At 58.0% G+C, this 18,341-nt stretch carries 15 protein-coding genes; 2 read left to right on the top strand and 13 right to left on the bottom strand.

Annotated elements, in window-relative coordinates:
* Positions 1–122: 122 nt before the first annotated feature.
* The 4 genes from CDO73_RS09010 to CDO73_RS08995 are packed head-to-tail and all read right to left on the bottom strand — an operon-like array spanning position 123 to position 3,077.
* Positions 123–662, bottom strand: coding sequence for a YcxB family protein (locus CDO73_RS09010; RefSeq protein ID WP_179218643.1), 540 nt, complete (start codon positions 660–662; stop codon positions 123–125).
* Between the two features lie 35 nt (positions 663–697).
* Positions 698–1,570 (bottom strand): hypothetical protein, encoded by an 873-nt coding sequence (locus tag CDO73_RS26475; RefSeq protein WP_143536101.1) that lies wholly within the window; start codon positions 1,568–1,570, stop codon positions 698–700.
* A gap of 50 nt (positions 1,571–1,620) precedes the next feature.
* The gene (locus CDO73_RS09000) at positions 1,621–2,289 is read right to left on the bottom strand and encodes a histidine phosphatase family protein (protein WP_088488192.1); all 669 of its coding nucleotides are present in this window, start codon (positions 2,287–2,289) and stop codon (positions 1,621–1,623) included.
* A 2-nt stretch (positions 2,290–2,291) separates the two neighbouring features.
* Positions 2,292–3,077, bottom strand: coding sequence for a spermidine synthase (locus CDO73_RS08995; protein ID WP_256972625.1), 786 nt, complete (start codon positions 3,075–3,077; stop codon positions 2,292–2,294).
* 246 nt (positions 3,078–3,323) lie between these two features.
* On the opposite strand from CDO73_RS08995, the gene CDO73_RS08990 reads away from it, so the two are divergent.
* Complete coding sequence (locus CDO73_RS08990; RefSeq protein WP_088488191.1) at positions 3,324–3,941, top strand: TetR/AcrR family transcriptional regulator; 618 nt, start codon at positions 3,324–3,326, stop codon at positions 3,939–3,941.
* 208 nt (positions 3,942–4,149) lie between these two features.
* Positions 4,150–5,382: an MFS transporter gene (locus CDO73_RS08985; protein WP_088488458.1), complete on the top strand. Its 1,233-nt coding sequence runs from the start codon at positions 4,150–4,152 to the stop codon at positions 5,380–5,382.
* Between the two features lie 582 nt (positions 5,383–5,964).
* Here the strand turns inward: CDO73_RS08985 and CDO73_RS08980 are convergent.
* From CDO73_RS08980 to CDO73_RS08940, 9 genes are all read right to left on the bottom strand, one after another.
* Positions 5,965–6,882, bottom strand: a complete 918-nt coding sequence (locus CDO73_RS08980) for a cation diffusion facilitator family transporter (protein ID WP_088488190.1) — start codon at positions 6,880–6,882, stop codon at positions 5,965–5,967.
* 327 nt (positions 6,883–7,209) lie between these two features.
* Complete coding sequence (gene glpX, locus CDO73_RS08975; protein WP_088488189.1) at positions 7,210–8,214, bottom strand: class II fructose-bisphosphatase; 1,005 nt, start codon at positions 8,212–8,214, stop codon at positions 7,210–7,212.
* A 118-nt stretch (positions 8,215–8,332) separates the two neighbouring features.
* Positions 8,333–9,136 carry a pyruvate, water dikinase regulatory protein gene (locus CDO73_RS08970; protein WP_088488457.1) on the bottom strand — a complete coding sequence of 268 codons (804 nt, stop codon included), beginning with the start codon at positions 9,134–9,136 and terminating at the stop codon, positions 8,333–8,335.
* An 18-nt stretch (positions 9,137–9,154) separates the two neighbouring features.
* Positions 9,155–9,796 (bottom strand): helix-turn-helix transcriptional regulator, encoded by a 642-nt coding sequence (locus CDO73_RS08965; protein ID WP_088488188.1) that lies wholly within the window; start codon positions 9,794–9,796, stop codon positions 9,155–9,157.
* 375 nt (positions 9,797–10,171) lie between these two features.
* Complete coding sequence (locus CDO73_RS08960) at positions 10,172–11,893, bottom strand: methyl-accepting chemotaxis protein (RefSeq protein ID WP_088488187.1); 1,722 nt, start codon at positions 11,891–11,893, stop codon at positions 10,172–10,174.
* Between the two features lie 96 nt (positions 11,894–11,989).
* Positions 11,990–13,129, bottom strand: a complete 1,140-nt coding sequence (locus tag CDO73_RS08955; RefSeq protein WP_088488186.1) for an HD-GYP domain-containing protein — start codon at positions 13,127–13,129, stop codon at positions 11,990–11,992.
* Positions 13,126–15,372, bottom strand: a complete 2,247-nt coding sequence (locus CDO73_RS08950; protein WP_088488185.1) for an ATP-binding protein — start codon at positions 15,370–15,372, stop codon at positions 13,126–13,128. Before CDO73_RS08950 ends, CDO73_RS08955 begins: the two co-directional genes overlap by 4 nt.
* Positions 15,373–15,543: 171 nt before the next feature.
* A complete protein-coding gene (locus CDO73_RS08945; RefSeq protein WP_088488184.1) occupies positions 15,544–16,947 on the bottom strand; it encodes an amino acid permease in 1,404 nt (467 codons plus the stop codon).
* Between the two features lie 297 nt (positions 16,948–17,244).
* Positions 17,245–18,312, bottom strand: a complete 1,068-nt coding sequence (locus tag CDO73_RS08940; protein WP_088488183.1) for an acyltransferase family protein — start codon at positions 18,310–18,312, stop codon at positions 17,245–17,247.
* Positions 18,313–18,341: the final 29 nt, after the last annotated feature.

Genomic DNA, 18,341 nt, shown 5'->3' with positions numbered 1-18,341 from the left:
CGGATCGGATCGATCCGCGCCGCGCGTCCGTCGCAAAAAACGCAAAAAGGCGGCACATTCCGACGAATGTGCCGCCTTTTTATTATAGCGAAATCGAGAACCGCCAAAGCTTCCGCTCTGTTCTACCGCCGGAATTTGACCTTCTTCGGCGGCAAGCAGGAGCGGATCAGCCTTTTGACTTCGGCCGTGCCGTTCGGGAGCTGCGCGTCCAGCAGGCGTTTGGGCAGAATCAAAGCGCGGTTGCGGCCGACGAACAGCGCGATCGAACTGCGATATTCGACGGCGCGGTACAGTTTGTCCCAGCCGAAGCGGCTGTCTCCGACCTGCGTCAGCACCGCGAGCGTCGAATCGTTCAAGACATAACGCTGCTCATACTGTAGGAGGCGGTCCGAACTGAACATGCGGCCGACCTGAAATCTCATGGTGAATAGGAAAGAAAGCTGGACGGCACCCACGACGGCCGCTCCGACCACGACGGCGAAAACGAACGTGAGCGTCGTCGGCGGTTCGTCGTTGTTGATCAGCAGAAACATCGCGGCGGCCAGCAGGAAATAAACGAGCGAAAACAGCAGATAAAACTTCCGCCGATATTCCATATTGAACGAAACGAAATCTTTTTTATCGAGTTTGATCCGGAAATCCAATTCTTCTGTTCCCTGCATATTGAGCTCCTTCTGAACTTCTTCTATTCTTAATCTCACCATCCCGTCAGCACGGTCCATACCGATTCTTCCTGTCCGCAAACGGGGCAGTGCGCATGACCGTCCAGCGACGGAATCGCATCGGCCAGACCCCGCGCGCCGAGCCGTCGGGCTTCGCTCGCCAGTTCCCGCAGCTCCGGACGCAGCGCATCTCGCCGCGCAGGACGAATCTCCGCCGCGACCCGATCTCCGGCTTCTTCCAAGACCGGATCGTACGGATAGACGATCAGAGCGCCGTATTCTTCCCGGGCATCCGAGCCTTCTTCCCGGGGCCAGATATACCAGTCCGTCTCGCAGGACGGGCAGGCCCCGACATATTCGTCGCCGCCCGAGAAGTCGAACAGCAGCCGGGCCGCGTTCAGATGTCCGGCATAAGCGGCGCGGGCGGCCAGCAGGTAGACGGTGTCCGCGTCTTCCTCTTCTCCGGCATTCGCCGCTTCCGCCGCTCGCCGGGTCGCGCGTTCATGCAGCGCGGCCAAGCGCGCGATGCCGTCGCGGTAGCCGTCCGCGATGCTTCGCACCGTCGCTTCGTCCAGCTCGCCCTGACGGTCCCGCCGGAATTCGCCGGAACGTTCGACCGGCTCGCCTTCTTCGCCTTCGCGGCCGGCTTTCATCAAGCCGCCGGAGATATACAGATCGATCAGCGCTTCGTCGTCTTCGGTCTGCTCGGCCATATTCGCCAGATACGGCATGGCGGCAAGCGTCGCCGTGTAGATCGTGCCTTGATGCAGCAGCAGTTCGATCAATTCCCGGCGCAGCTCCTCGTCCGCCGCGTCCGGTTCCAAGCGGAGCAGCAGTTCCAAAGCCTCCGCCCCTTCTCCGTAAGCCGTCGTCAGTTTGCTCCATGCCGGATCGTTCTTTTTCAACATTGCGCTTCCGCCTCCTTGAACTTGCGGATCGGGCCATTTGGCCGAATCCGTCACGCCTGCTCCCGATAATGCGAGACGTCTCCGTGCAGTTCCACTGTCGCGCCTTCGCTGTCGTACACGATCTTGCACAAGCAGGTCGATTGCAGGATCGGAGGTCTCCACATTTCGGAGAGCGGCAGGCCGCGAAAAGCCGTCATCAGCAGATTCAATACGCCGGCATGCGTCACGACCAGAATGCTGCGTCCTCGGTTGTCGCTCAGGATTCGTTCGATCGCCGGCACGACCCGTTCGCCCAATTCGACGAAGCTTTCGCCGCCGTTCGCCGGTTCGTATAGATGCGGCGTATTCCAGAACGCATGATAAGCATCCGGCGAAGCCGCTTCGATCTCCGAACCGACCCGTCCTTCCCAATCGCCCATATGAACTTCCCGAAGTTCGTCGACGGCCTTGATCTCCAGCGGCCGGCTGCCGCGCAGAATCTCGGCGGTCCGCAAAGCGCGAGGGCTGGAACTGGAATAGATCGCGTCAAGCGCGGTCCCGGCCAACGACTCGCTAAGCCAGCTCGCATGCAGCAGTCCTTGCGGAGTGAGCGGCGAATCGAGTTTGCCTTGAAGCCTTCCTTCGAGATTCCATTCCGTTTGCCCGTGCCGGGTCAGATACAGCGTCGTTCCCGCGCCGTTCGAACCTTTGCCGTCTTTGATTCGATAAGTCGTCTCCATCTCTATATAGATTCCTCGCTTTCCCCTACGCTCGAATAACCGAACATCTCGTCTTCCAATACCGTTCCCCGCTCGGGGTCCGACTCTTCGAATCCCGCCATCTGCCCCAACTTCGCCGCGATCGGCCGTTTGGACGCGATCAACACGCGATTGGCCGGTTCATACGGACGATCCGGCGGCAGCACGAACCCTCGCCGGTAAGCGAACGTCTCCGATAATCCCGCCCATACGGCGTCGACGAACGAATCCCGGCGGCCGCGGCCGAACACGTTTAACAGCAGCAGCCCGTTCCCGTGCAATTTTCGCTCGGCGAGCTTCCAGAACTCCCGGGTGAACAGATGCCAGGGCTTGCCTTTTTCCGTAAACGCGTCCAGCACGATGACATCGAGCGAACCGTCCGGCTCTTGCGCCAGCAGCTCGCGACCGTCGCCGACCGACACTTCGGGTCCATCATAACCGAAATAGATCCGGCTCCATCGCGCGATCGCGGGGCTGATCTCGGCCGTTCGAATATCCCGATCCGCAAAACGGCCGGCGATCGTTCCGATTCCGTGCCCGATGATAAACGCTCTCTCGAACTCCGGCGCATTCCGCTCGATCAGATGAATGATCGCGCGCGGATATTCCAGCACGATTCGCTCCGGCCGATTCAGATCCAACGCTCCCTGCACGTCGCCGTCGGCAAACTGAAGCACGCGGAATCGGCCTTTTTCCCCGTATAATTCGTCCGTGTCTTCTACAGTCACCTCATGACCGCTTTCTCGGACCCGATCCAACCGCTCTATCACTCTGCCGCCTCCCCGCCGTCACTCCGGATACGAGCTTATGCCCGGTTCCTCGGCGAATATCTTTTTTGATTATAAGAAAAAAACGGGAAGACGGCAAAGCCGCGCGCGATTCGCTGCTTCCGTTCTTTTCGTTTGCCTTTTTCGAAGCGTTCGTGTTAAGATACTGAACGAAAGTTCAGGATTATCGAAACGTATCATACCTTGCATCATCAAGCCTCATTCAGGCAGCAAGCAGGAGGTTATCTTTTGAACAAAAAACAACTGCAAAGCGAACAAACGCGCAAACGCATCGGCGACGCCGCGCGGCATCTGTTCGTGCAGAAAGGATATAAAGCGACCTCGATCGAAGACATCACGGCCGCGACCGGCAGCAGCAAAGGCAATATCTATTACCATTTCAAAAGCAAAGAAGGCTTGTTCCTGTATCTGCTGGACGAGTGGGATCGGGACTGGATCGCCAAGTGGCAGGAGAAAGAGCATCGATACGCCTCGGCCGCCGAGAAAATGTACGGATTCGCCGAGCAGATGGTCAACGAAGATCTCAACCATCCGCTGACCAAAGCGGCGGACGAGTTCTTCGTCGGCGACGACAAGACCTGCGAAGTCGAAGACCGTCTGGCAGAGATGGTCGCGAACCATCTGGCGTTCAACCGAGCGCTGATCCAAGAAGGCATCGACAGCGGCGAATTCCGCAGCGGTGACACCGCCGGTCTCGCTCTGGTGCTGGAAGCACTGGTTGTCGGGCTGAGCCAGATTTCGCGGCGTTCCAGTACGGAGCAGGCGCTTACGACTTATCGTCTGGCGATCGAAGTCTTCCTGCACGGCGTCGCCGAAACGGCGGCCGTATCGGAACCGGAGCGTTAGCGCCGCGTTTTCATTGACGCCGCGTTTTGCGCTTCGTAGGCTTCGGCTCCGTTTTCTTTTCGGCCCGTTTCGCTTTTCCGCATTCCGGCCGCTTTATTACAGACCGAACGTTCAGTATGATTGATGAGGTCAATTGCTTTTTTTGCGCGTGTTAAGCGTGTTATCTGTACTTTTATTTCAATGGAATGAATTCCGGAGGATGACGATCATGGCTTTGATGCTTCGCAACCGGGCGGCCCTGCTGCTGCTCATGTTCAATATTTTCCTTGTTTTCACCGGGATAGGCCTTGTCGTGCCGATCATGCCGACGTTCATGAATACGCTGCATATCGGCGGCAGCATCGTCGGTCTGCTGACCGCGACGTTCTCGGTCTCGCAGTTGATCTGTTCGCCGATCGGCGGCCGGGTATCGGACCGAATCGGACGCAAGAAAGTGATTATCGTCGGCATGGCGATCTTCGCCGTCTCCGAGTTCCTGTTCGGCATCGCCGAAGCGCCGTGGCTGCTGTTCGTCTCGCGGATTCTGGGCGGTATCGGCGCGGCACTGATCATGCCGGCCGTTATGGCGTACACGGCCGATATCACGACCGACGAAGAACGCGCCAAAGGCATGGGCTTCATCAACGCGGCCATTACGACCGGCTTTATCATCGGGCCGGGGATCGGCGGCTTCTTGGCGGAGTTCGGCATCCGCGTGCCGTTCTTCGCGGCGGGGATCGCCGCTCTGATCTCCGGCGTGGTGACGCTGTTCGTGCTGCCGGAATCGCTGAGTCCGGAACGCCGCGCGGAACTGGCCGCTCAAGCGGTCGGCAAACGCGACAGCCTGCTGAAGCAGCTCGCTTCTTCTTACCGGCTGCCGTATTTCCTCAGTCTGGTCATCGTGTTCGTCAGCGCGTTCGGCTTGGCGAATTACGAGACGGTCTTCGGATTGTTCGTCGATCACAAGTTCGGCTTTACGGCGCGCGATATCGCCGTGATCATTACCTTCGGCTCGATCGCGGGCGCGGTCGTGCAGGCAACCATCTTCGGTTGGCTGCTGAACCGTTTCGGCGAGCAGTCGGTGATCTCGGTCTGTCTGGCAGCCGCTTCGGTATTCGTGCTGCTGACGCTGTTCGTGCACGAATATTGGCTGATCGTGACCGTGACGTTCATCGTGTTCTTGTCGATCGATATTCTGCGGCCGGCGATCGGCACGCAGATCTCCCGTCGCGCCGGAGACCAGCAAGGCTTCGCCGCCGGTCTGAACTCCGCGTACAGCAGTCTCGGCAATATCGCCGGACCGATCGTCGCGGGCGCGCTGTTCGACGTGAATCTCAATTATCCGTACGTATCCGCGGCAATCGTGCTGTTCCTCTGCTTCCTGCTGGTGCTGCGCGTCGGCCGAAGCGACCGCGAGCGCGCGGAAGCCATGGGCGCCGAGACGGCGAGCCCGCGCGCTTGACGGCGGAACGCAACCTCGCATGATGTTCAGTCGGCGCACGAGCATGTTTTTGTTTTATTGGTTTGCAGAAGCTTTCATAACGGCCTCGCGAAAAAAGCGCGGCCGTTTTTGGCATGAGCGGAAGTTCGCTTCTTTTCATGCAACTCGCAAAAGAAGCGATTCAAGGTATCGAATAGGCGGATCGGCGTCTCGATCAAACGGAATGTTGCAAAAATCCATTTTTTTCAAAAGTAAACGAGCTTCGAGTGCGGAAATGTTGCGAGAATCCATCATTTTTCGGATAAACGCTCGTTTTTGCCGGTAAAGAGCTGAAAATGATGGATTTCGGCAACAATTCGAAGGTTAATCGCTGATTTCGGCAAAAATGATGGATTTCGACAACATTTTGCGAAGACAGAATATGCCCGGCGAAGACAGGACGCGTTTGGCGAATGGATCGCGTCTGCGTACGTTCACAAAACGCCGGCGATCGAGTTAGCAGGGCGGATTCAGCGGAGAAGAAGAACGCTCTTATCGTTTATCGCTCATCGTAGAAAAGAACCCGTGTATCGCGCAAAGCGAGCCCTTTTCCTTTGTGCCCTTTTACCGATCCGTTCCCGATTCCGTCTGTTCGTTCTTGTCCGGCGCGGCCGCTTCGATCGGTTCCACATGCACGTTGACGAAATAGATCTCGTGCCGCTTTTTCAAATCCGCTTCGATGCGGTCCGCGATCTCGTGTCCTTCGACCAAGCTCAAGTCGCGGGCGACTTCGACCACCACGTCCAGTACCGTCTGACTCCCGTTCACGCGAGCTTTCAGTTCCCTAACTTCTTCGACGCCGTCGACCTCGGCGATCGTGCCGCGTATGCGCTTCAGTTCCTGCTGATCGAACCCGTCCGTCAACCGATGCAGCGATTCGCGCAGAATCTCCCAAGCCGTTTTGCAAATGATCAGACCCACGACGAAGGCAGTAACCCCGTCCAGCCACGGCATGCGGAGCTGCGAACCCAAGATGCCGACGGCGGCTCCGACGCTGACCAGAGCATCGGACAGATTGTCTTTGGCCGCGGCCATCAACGACAAGCTTCCCGTCTTGATCGACAAACTGCGGTTATAGCGGTATACGCCGTACATCGCCGCCGCGCACAGCAGAGCCACCCCGGCTACCCAAGACTGCGGCGCTTCGCCGCTTCCAGCCGATAGCGTCCGCGCCGCGCCGACCAGAACTTCCAGTCCGACGAACGCCATAATGACAGAAGCCGTCAAGGCGGCTACCGTTTCCGCGCGAAAATGGCCGTAAGCATGATCCGCGTCCGGCGGCTTGCGCGAGATTCTCAGCCCGATCAGCACCGCGACCGAAGCCACGATGTCGGTCAGATTATTGAGTCCGTCCGCCTGAAGCGCGCTGGACAGAAACAGGTAACCGATCGTCAACTTGAGCGCGGACAAGAACAGATAGGCTCCGATGCTCAGCCACGCGCCGCGTTCGCCTTCTTTGATTTTGTCGTAAATGTCCGTCATGATTCCGCCTCCGCATCCGGGAATTACAGGAATAGCATAACAAGCCGGTATGCGGTGGGTCTACGGCAACATGATGTCCGCGGGCGAACATTATGGGGCGTGCCTAAGAATCTGACGGCTGCCTAACTTTGTTGATGGCGGGCAAGAAACATTCGGCATTGACGTCCGGGGAAGACCGAGCCGCATACGCCTGTTTGGACGGCCGATAAAAAAAGCCCGTTTTCGCCGAGTGGCGAAAACGGGACTCCAGAGTCTAACCCAACAGAGATTCGAATCCAAACAAAATCCAAGATCAAAAAACGCAAATTCCCAATGCCCGAATCGGACTTAGAACGAAACGGCGCGTCCCATGGCCGGAATATCCGGCAGGCCTGCCGGGAACTGCTTCAGCGGCAGGTAATGCATGCTGCGAATATATCGAACGGTGCGGCTGCTGGCGCGCATGATCACCGAATGCGTCTCGGCGCGGTCTTTGCCGATCAGGCGCACGCCGTCGAGGAATTCGCCGCTCGTCACGCCCGTGGCCGCGAACAAGACGTCGCCCGTGCCCGCCATGTCTTCCAACGTCAGGATGCGGGAAGGGTCCTCGATCCCCATCGAGATGCAGCGCTGCTTCTCGAACGGTCCGTCCGGCAGCAGACGGCCTTGCATATCCCCGCCGAGGCAGCGCATCGCGGCCGCGGCCAGCACGCCTTCCGGAGCGCCGCCCGAGCCCAAGTACAGATCGACTCCGCTGTCCGGCAGCGCCGCGGCAATGGCTCCCGCCACGTCGCCGTGTCCGAGCAGCTTGATGCGCACGCCCGCGCCGCGCAGACGGGCGATCAAATCCGAATGGCGTTCGCGGTCGAGCACCATGACGGTCAGGTCGGACAACGACCGGCCGGTATAACGCGCGGCTTTTTGCAGCGTCAGTTCGACCGGATCGTTCAAACTCAGCTTGCCGGCCAATTCGGGTCCGCAGGCAAGTTTCTCCATGTAGATATCCGGCGCGTGAAGCAGGCTGCCTTTCTCCGCGATCGCGATCACCGCTTGCGCGTTCTGCAAGCCTGCGGCCACGACTTCCGTGCCTTCGAGCGGATCGACGGCGACATCGACCTCCGGACCTTCTTTGGTGCCGACTTTCTCTCCGATGTACAGCATCGGAGCATCGTCCATCTCGCCTTCGCCGATAACGACCGTACCGTCGATGGATACGGAATCGAACATCGAACGGATCGCGGTCGTCGCCGCGCCGTCCGCCGCGTTCTTGTCTCCTCTGCCGATCCATTTTGCCGCCGCCAGCGCGCCCAGTTCCGTCACTCTCACGATTTCCAAAGTCAATTCGCGTTCCATGGTCAATCCCTCCATTCGATGTGTCGGGCGCCTTTCGGCCGAAGCCCGCAGCTTTCGTACCTTGTCAATACTAAGGGTAGCCGTTTCCCGCGTTAAAGTACCGCGTTAAAGTACCGCCTTAAAGCTTCGACAAAATCAAACTCGCCGTCTCTTCGATCGCTTTGTCCGTGATATCCACGACCAGGCAGCCCAACCTTGCGTACAGCGCTTCGGCATAATCCAGTTCTTCTTTGATGCGTTCCAAGCTGTCGTACTGGGAACCGACCGGCAGTCCCATCGAGCGCAGCCGTTCGGAGCGAATCTTGAGCATGGCCTGCGGCGCGATCGTGAGGCCGACCAGCCGGTCTTTCGGCAGACTGAGCAGCTGCTGCGGCGGCGCGATCTCCGGCACGACCGGATAGTTGACCACTTTCTTGCCGCGATGGGCAAGGAAGATGCCGAGCGGCGTCTTCGACGTGCGGGAGATGCCCATCAGCACGATGTCCGCGCCGAGCATCGCGCTGAGATCGCGGCCGTCGTCGCTGGCGACGGTGAATTCGATCGCCTCCATGCGGCGGAAGTAATTCTCGTCCATCCGGCGCAGCACGCCCGGTCTGCGGGTCGGCGGAGCTCCGCTGAACGTGTCGATGAACGCCTGCATCATGGGACCCATGATATCGACGACCCGCACGTCCAGCCGAACCGCTTCTTCGCGGATCGTCTCGCGCAGCTCGGGCTGGACGAGCGTATAAGCGACGAATCCTTTATGTTCGGCCGCTTCTTCCATCAGCGCTCTGAGTTCGTCTTCGTTGCGAACGTTCCCGTAACGCTTGATCGAAACTTCCCGATGCTCGAACTGGTGAATGACGGCCTGCACGACGGCCTCCGCCGTGTCGCCGACCGAATCCGAACAAATCGTAATAAATGGCGTGCTTTGTTCCATCGTCTGCATGTCCTCCCGTTACCCTGTCGTTTCGATCTTGAGGAGAAGCTGGACGATGGCCGTCTTCGTCAGCCGTCCTACGATGACCGGTTTGCCGCCCGTCTCTTCCGGGCCGGCTTCGATCACCGGCAGGCTGTCTACCTCATGCATAATCATTTTCTGCGCCGCTTCCAACACCGTCTCGTCCGGCGACGTCGCGACCACTTTCGGAATCCGGGTCATGACCATGCTCACCGGCATCGAAGCGGAAGCGGGATTGCCCAGCGTCACTTTCAGAAAGTCTTTGCGCGAAGCGACGCCCGTCAATCTTCCTTCGTCGTCGCATACGATCAGCGTTCCGACATCCTGCAAGAACAACGTCACGACCGCGTCTTGAATCGTGGTCGTCTCGCGAATGATGATCGGCACCGTCTGAATGTCCCGGACTTTCGCTTCTCTCAGCTGTTCGCTTCCGCCGCCGCTTCCCGCCGCTTTGCTGCCCGGGAAATAGCCGACTTTCGGCTTGGCGTCGATATACTCCAGCATGACGAGCAGCGACAGGTCGGAACGGATCGTCGGACGCGAAAGTCCCAGATTCTCGGCGATCTGCTCGCCGGTAATCGGCGCCTGCTTCTTGACGATGTCCACGATCTTAAGTTGTCTTGCCGTCAATTCGATCACGGCTACCCTCCGCTTTCCTGCTTTCGCTTCAAGGCCGGGCGCCGCCGTCTTCTGCCGTCTAAAGACCGGCGACGATCGGCGTCCGCCTTTGCGTAGTTATATAATACGCCATTAAGCGGATAAACGAAACATATATGACGTACTATTTATCATTATTTTTGTTTATATGAATGAAAAGGGATGGTTATAAACGTTAATGAATGAATAAAAGCTTAATTCTTTCGATTAAGACGTCTTTAATGTCGAGCGGCGCAAACAAAAAGAAGCCGTCCGATTTCGAACGGCTTCTTCGACTCCGAGCGGACGGACCGCGCATCGTTTTCTCCTCCCGGAGACCTCGACGGCGAGTCTGCCCGATGCTCGGCATGACCGATGTTACAGCTTGAATTTCTCAACGGAGCGCGCAAGACTTTCGACGCCCTGCTTCGAAGCGCGCACGCCGTTCAACACGTCCGAAGCTTTGTCCGCCGCCAAGCCCGATTTCTCCGCGATGATGCCCGTACCGCTGGCGCCTTCGCGCGCGGATACCGAAATCTCGTCGGTGGACCGAACCAGATTCTCCATCGAAGCCAACAACTCTTCGGTCGTCGCGCTGAGATCCGTCGCCAGCGCTTCGCTGTCGACCGCGCTGAGCGCGTATTCTTCCGACGCTTTGAACATAAGACCGTAGTCGTTCTGAACGCTGCTCGCGAAAAAGTCGAGCAGATTCTCGGAGTTCGATTTCAAGCTTCCGACCGAGCGGAGCACCGTGCCGGTCACTTCCTGAATCTCGTCGGCGGCATGCTTGGAATCTTCCGCCAGCTTGCGGATCTCGGCCGCGACGACCGCGAATCCGCGTCCGGCTTCGCCTGCGCGCGCCGCTTCGATGGAAGCGTTCAGCGACAGCAGGTTCGTCTGCGCCGTGATTTGCAGGATCGACTCGGCGAGCAGCGTGATCCGTTCGACCGCGCGCGACTCGTCCATCGCCAGCTTCAGATTGCTTTTGATTCGTTCGTAAGAAGCTCCGCCTTCGCGGTACGTCTGTTCGAACGAAACTTTCAATTCGCGGGCGCGGCTGCTGAGCCGCTCCGAGGAACGCGCGCCTTCTTGAGCTTTGAGCGCCAACGATTCGAGCGCTTGGCCGATCTCCGCGGAAGTCTCGCTCATGCTGCGCGTCGAAGAAGAAGCTTGTTCCATTCCTGCCGACAACTGCTGCGTGGTCGAAGAGATATCCTGAACGCTGTCGTCCAACTGCGACATCTGACCGGCTACCCGATCCATCGCGTGTTCGATTTCCGTGCTGCCGCTTTTGACTTCTTCGATGATGGTGCGGAACTCTTTGCGCGCTTCGGCTTCCGAACGGATCAGCAGCGCGAATTCGTCTTTCTCGTCCAGAAAACGCTCGTACGTTTGATCGTATTTCAGATCGAGATCCGCCGTCTTGCGAATCAGGCTGACCGCGATCCGCGTACGCTGACGCACGTTCCGGATGACCAGAACGCCTACGACCGCGGAGATCGCCAGCGCGACGGCCATGCCGATCCACAACATGCGCTGGATATGCTGCTGGTAAGCCTGACTGTCGGCGATAATGTCTTCGCTGTATTGATCGAGAATCTCTTCGATCTGGTTGATGTCTTCGCGAGCCGCTTTGAATTGTTCCGGCGTACCGCCTTCGGCCCCCGCTTTCCAACTGGCGAAACGCGTTTTGAAATCGTCGAACAACTGGAACGCGTTTTGGCCGGAGTCGGGATGCTTATAGCTCTCGAAACGTTCCGGATGAGCTTTCATGATCGCCTCGGCTTTGAGCACGCGCTCTTCCGTCTGGGCGACATTCTCGTCGTAGTCGGCTTTGAGATCCGTCAAAGCCTGACCGGAAGCGCCAGCCATCTCCTGCTGGGCCGTCAGAGCTTGATAAAAGTCGCGGTCGGCGTTAAGCAGCCAATTGACGCTCTCGTGCGATTCGTTGTACAAACGTTCGATTAGACGATCGGAAAGCCGCGAGACCGAGTTCACCGACAGCGTCGCAAGCAGCACGAGCGCGACCAGCGGCGGAATAAGCGGCAGCATCATTTTGAAGCTGAGCGGAATATTGTTGAAGCGCATGCGTTTGAACACGGGAACCACCCTTCCGAAAAAAAGATCTTATCCTGTTTATCGGCAAATTCCGACAAACATGAATAAGATCTTTTTCCCTTTTTTTTCTCCGCGTGCCTATTCGTACAAGTTGCGGATTTTCCAAAATTCGTCGATATGGTCCAAAAACAAGTCCGTCAGCCGAGGATCGAAATGGCGTCCCCGTTCTTCGGCGAACAGCGCGACGATCCGCTCGGGTTCCCACGCTTTTTTGTATACCCGTTCGCTCGCCAGCGCGTCGAACACGTCGGCGACCGCCACGATGCGGCCGTAGAGATGGATCTCCTCGCCCGCGAGTCCCGCCGGGTAACCGCTGCCGTCGTATTTTTCGTGATGCTGAAGAGCGATCGACGCGGCAGCCTTCATGATCGGGCGCTCCGAATGTTTCAGCATGGAATGGCCGACTTCGCTGTGCGTCTGCATGATCGCGTATTCTTCGGGCGTGAGGCGTCCGGGCTTGTTGAGGATATCGTCGGAGATGGCGATCTTGCCGATATCGTGCATAGGACTGGCCATGCGGATCAACTCGCACTCCGATTCGGGCAGCCCTGCCAGCTCCGCCAGCAGTCCGCTGTATTCGGCCACCCTTTTGACGTGATGGCCCGTTTCTTTCGAACGCGTCTCGGCGATCTCGCCCAGCGTGAAAATGATTTCTTTCTGCGAGCGGTCGATCTCTTCGTTCAGCCGGCGGATCGTCTCGATATCGCGGTAAGCTCTCAGCGCCGAGATCAACGCGGTATACATCTTGCGGGTCGTCAGCTCGGTCTTCTCCCGATAATCGTTGATATCGTACTGGGCGACCACCTGATGCTCCGGCGCCTGCCCCGGCTGTCCGGTCCGCAGGATGATCCGAAGCAGCCGGTTGCCGAGCTGCTCGCGGATATACCGCACGACTTCCAGCCCCGAGGTATCGCGTTCCATGACCACGTCGAGCAGCACCACGGCGATATCGGGATTCAGGCGCAGCAGAAACTGCGTCTCCGCCGCCGAATACGACGACAGCAGGGTCAATTTTTTGTTTTCGAACACAAAGTCCGACAGCACCATGCGCGTGACGCGATGCACTTCCACGTCGTCGTCCGCGATCAGAATTTTCCATGTCGAAGCTTCTTCCGGTTCTTCGGCCGTTTCCGAAGCTTCGGAGAGTTCCGGGTTTTCTTCGTCTTCTTCGGCAAAAATCAATTCGTCTTCTTGATTCTCGTAGTTGTCGGATTTCATGCCTGTTTCTCCCCCGATGGCAGATAAATATCGAACGTCGTTCCTTGTCCGGGCCCGCTGTCGCAGACGATGCTGCCGCCGAGCGACTGGGTCACGAGATTGAACACGATGTGCATGCCCAGTCCCGTGCCTCCTCCCGAACGATTGGTCGTGAAAAAAGGATCGAAAATCTTCGCGCTGACCTCGGGCGCCATTCCCCGTCCGTCGTCGCGGTAAACGAGGCGCACGCCGTTCCCCTGTCGGCGCGCGTCGATGAAGATGTTCCCTTCTTCGCCTTCTCCGAAAGCGTGGGTGACCGAATTGACGACCAGATTGGTCACGATCTGCGACAGCGCGCCCGGATAACCGTTCAGTTCCAGATCGTCGTCGCCGTCCAGCCGCGTCCGAATCCGCGTACGTTTCAACTGCGGACCGAGACTGACCAGCACCTCGCGCACGTACGCTTTGACGTTGAACGTTCTGCGTTCTTCGCTGGACTGATCCGCCGCGACCTGCTTGAAGCCGCGAATCAGCTCGGCCGCTCTGGACAGATTGGCCGACACGATCTCCGCCGATTCGTCCGCCATAGACAGATAAGCCGACAGTTCGGACCGCTTCATGCGCCCTTCTTCGAATCCGCTTCTCAGCTCGCGCGTCTTGTCGCGCAGATGCGAAGCCGCCGTGACGCCGATGCCGACCGGCGTATTGATCTCGTGCGCGATGCCGGCGACCAGTCCGCCGAGCGCGGCCATCTTCTCCGCTTCGACGAGCTGCTTCTGCGCGCCGCGCAGATCCGTCAGCGCCGCGCTCAGATCGCGCGTGCGGTCTTCGACGGTCGCTTCCAGCTCGTGCGACCAGCGGGACTGCCGCTCCGACAATTCTTCCACGGAGCGGAACGCTTTGGAGAACTTGATCGACAGCAGGAACGCCTGCGCGAACACGAACAGGAACAATCCGAACTTGGCCATGTCGAACGTCACGATCACGTTGTTGTAGTACAGCAGGTCGTTGACGATGGTCAGCGCCATGACCGCGAACAGAATGCAGCACAGCAGCGCGCCTTCCCGCCTGCGAACGGCGGCCCGCACGAACACGTAGATCAGGTACGGCGCGTAGATCGCCAGCGAGACGTGGCTCGCCGGCAGCGTGTGCGCGAACACCCAAGCGGGCGTCAGCAGAACGGTCAGGCCGAGCAAGAGATCGAAGACGACCAACGCCCGGACCATGAATTTATGAATATCTTTGGGAAACAGCGCCTGCACGTAGAGGATGAACAGCGCAGGCCCGATATATTGGCCGAGATAGTCCATCTTCTTGTACGTTTCGAATCCCAGATTCGGGAACGATTCGCCCATGTAGTTCTCGCCGAGCAGCAGCGAGCGCAGACCGAATAATAGACAGAACGCGCCGAAATACAGCGGTGCGCGATCTTTGCGCCGCAGCGCGTAGAGACCCAGATGGTACAACCCCATCATGACGATGCCGCCGGCCACGAACAGTTCGGAAGCCGTGCGACGGTTCCAGAATGCCGACACGTCTTCGGCCCGGCCCAGACGAATCGAATCCCAGATTCCCGCGGTGCGCTGCACGTAATTGGACAGTCGGATCACGATCTCGTTCTCTTCCCGTCCTTCGAAATACGTCACCTGCGGACGGTATTGCCCTTCCATCCCGGCGCGGGAGACCCCGAGCTTGCCGGCGGAAGCCGCAAACTCGCCGTTGATCCACACTTCGTAAGCCGACTCCATGCCGTAAGGCAGATACAGGCCGTACGCATGTCCCGCCTGTTCTTCGCTCATCCGTACCTTCAGCCGGTACGTCGCATGTCCGGTTCCCGTGCCGGCAGCCGGCTGATCGGCCCAGAACGCCGGCACGCGGATATACGCGGACGCGTCGCCGTCCGTTCCTTCGGCAAGCTGCTCCGGCGTAAGCAGCTTCATCCAATGAAATTCCCATTCGCCGTCCAGCGGCACGATCTCTCCTTCGCCGAGCGGCCGACCTTCGAGCGACAGCTCGCCTTCGGAAGCCGTCGAAGATTCGCGGTCGGGTCGGCCCGCCGCGAACGAGTCCCCCGCATCCGTCGAACCCGCCGCGTTCGCCGAAGCGGCGAACGTTCCGGTCAGGCAAAAAACGGCCAGCAGCAGCCGCACGGCCAGCTTGCGCGCTCGCGCTCCCGCGGCTTCCCGGCTGCATCTTACGGTCGCTTGCGCCGTACGACCGAATACTATCGTTATGGCATGTCGAATCGCGATCGCGAATATCATCGGCACCTTCCCCGCAGCCTCCGGCTCTACATCGAATTTTTCGTTTGCTAAATAGAATCTATTATGATTACGGGTTTCTGACAACAGGTTTTTCGCAAACGGCAAAAAAGCGAAACCGGCGCATGCAGCGCGGTTCCGCTTTTCGAATCGTCGGAACTGTTCCGACTTCGATCAATCGCCCGATCCGCCGTTAGCGGAAAGACGGCTTTCTTCGACCGCTTTCGACTTCTTGCCGATGCCGAACGCGTAGTACGCCACGAACATGATCAGAATGAACCCGCCGCCTACGGCAAGCGGAATTCGCGTATCCGTATTGATCGCCATGCCGATCAGCACGAGAACCAAGAACACGATGACGAAATAATTCGCCGCCGGGAAAAGCAGCGATTTGAACGGATGTTCGTTCATCGCGGCTCCCTGCTGACGGCGGAAACGGAATTGGCCGATCGCCATCGCGAACCACGGAATCATGCCCGGCAGGATGCTGGCGCTGTAGATGTACAGGAACAGCTTGGAGTCCGGCATCAGATAGTTGAGCACGACCCCGATCAGCAGCAGCGCGATCGTCGTCATGATGCTGTTGCGCGGCACGCCGCTTTTGGAGATCTTGCCGAAGAATCTCGGCGCTTGGCCGTTCTGCGACAGCGTGAACAGCATGCGGCCCGCCGCATAGATGCCGCTGTTGCAGCCGGACATGGCCGCCGTCAGCACGACGAAGTTGATGATGCCCGCGGCCGCGACGATCCCGATCTTGGAGAACGTCAGCACGAACGGACTGCCCGTCACGCCGACTTCGTTCCACGGATAGATCGTTACGATCACGAAGATCGCGCCGACGTAGAAGACCAGAATCCGCCAAACGATGTTTTTGATCGCCCGTTTCAACGTGACTTTCGGATTCTCCGCTTCGCCCGCCGTGATGCCGATCATCTCGATGCCTTGATAAGCCGCCGTCACGATGCAGAGCGCGAACAAGAAGCCTTTTAACCCGCCCGCGAAAAATCCGCCGTGTTGGTACAGATTGCCGAAGCCGATCGGCACGCCGCCGTTGCCCCAACCGAAGAAGATGAGTCCGGTACCGAGAATCAGCATCGCCACGATCGTGACGACCTTGATCATCGAGAACCAGAATTCGAATTCGCCGTAGAGCTTGACCGCCGCCAGATTCGCCGCCGCGATGATGCCTACGCCGACCAGCGCCGGAATCCACTGGGGCACGTCCGGATACCAGTAACCGAAGTAGATCCCGATCGCCGTCACTTCGGACATGCCGACCGTCACCCACAGGAACCAGTAGCTCCAAGCCGTCAGGTAACCCGCGACCGGATGAATATATTTATGCGCGATATTGGCGAACGATCCCGTCACCGGTTCGGCGATCAGCATCTCCCCCATAATCCGCATCACCAGAAACATGACCATGCCCGCCAACATGTACGCGAGCAGAACGGACGGTCCCGCCCAATGAATCGTGCTCGACGAACCCATGAACAGGCCGACCCCGATGGTTCCTCCCAACGCGATCAATTCGATATGCCGGGCTTTCAGCCCCCGGTTCAGTTGTTTTTCTTCCACCTTTTACGCCCCCATGTCATTCGCTGTCTCGATCTGTTTCCGCAAGATTCGTTTCATCCATGCATCATACGTTAAAGCGTCGCAGAATCGCACCAGCAAATTCTATGTCAAGCGTTTGGAAAAAACAACAGCAAATCTCACGCTTCTCACGCGGCCGCGGCATATTACCGAGACTCGTGTCCGCCTTAGAAGGACAAACCTTCACCTTGAAATAAAACAGATCAGACTTGCCGAAAAACCCGTCATCTTGCATGTCCTGCGAAAAAAGACAAAAAAATCACCGAATTCTCTTGATGCTCAGCCGCCATAAGCGATTTTTTTGCCCGACCGACCCAACAAATATTTGCCGAACCGCAGCTTATTGGCGAGCAGCACGGTCGCGATCGAAGAGAGCAATCCCGCGGCGAACAGGACCGGAATTTCCCAATAACCGATATCGGCGAGAGCGTTCAACACTTCGCTGTACACGATCAAATAGAAGTAATGAATCAGATAGATCCCGAACGAACAGCGGTCGATCAAAGCGATCCATCCGGGTCTGCTCTTCCATCGGGAAGCGAACCGGAACAGCAGGAAGATCAATCCCGCGCTGAGCGGAATCATGTCGAGCCTTTTCGAAACGAACGGCAGAATCCCGAGCGAATTCACCCAGACGACAAGCGCGACAGAAACGGCGACCAAAGGCAAAATCCATGATTGGTATTTGCGAAGCAGCGCCAAGAATTCGCCGTACCGTCTCCCGCAGTAATAGGCCAGACAGAAGTAGAAGACCCAGCCGAGAAACGGAACCCAATACCCCCGATCCCAGAGGAACAAGACGGCCCCGTTGCCCGAAGGCGGAGAAGTCAGGTTGAAGAAAGCCAGATACGCCACGTTGACGGCCAACGCGATCGGCAGCAAGATGCGGGCGGGCATCCGGGACAGAAACCGATTAAAAAGATGATGGAAAATATAAAATTGAAAAATGACTAACACGAACCAACCATGGTAACCGCCGAGCAAATTCATCAAGATCACGCGGGGCAGCCGCTGCGGATCGTCGTAATGCGACAAGAACGCGTAGAAGAACGCCATGCAGACAAAAGGCAGCAGGATCAACAGCACCCTCTTCTTATAGAAGGTTCTCGGCAAACGGTCCGGATACGAGCGGGACAACAGCAGTTCGGAAATGAAAACAAAAACAGGCGTGCCGAAGGACAATATGCCGGCGGTCGTCAACAAGACGTAATCCAAGAGGTTCGACCCTCTCTCCATGCCGAAGCCCACCGTGAAATGAATCGAATGCAGCAGAACGATGCTTAGACAGGCGATCGCTCTCACGGTGCCGACTTCTTGAATGTAACCTGTTTTTTTCGTTTCGTTCATGTCAGGTCTCCTTTGTCCTTCGCTTGCCG

Source organism: Saccharibacillus sp. O23 (genome assembly GCF_002205895.1).
GTDB lineage: Bacteria > Bacillota > Bacilli > Paenibacillales > Paenibacillaceae > Saccharibacillus.
Note: the sequence above shows the minus strand (reverse complement) of the source record. Positions and strands in the feature narration are given on the sequence as shown.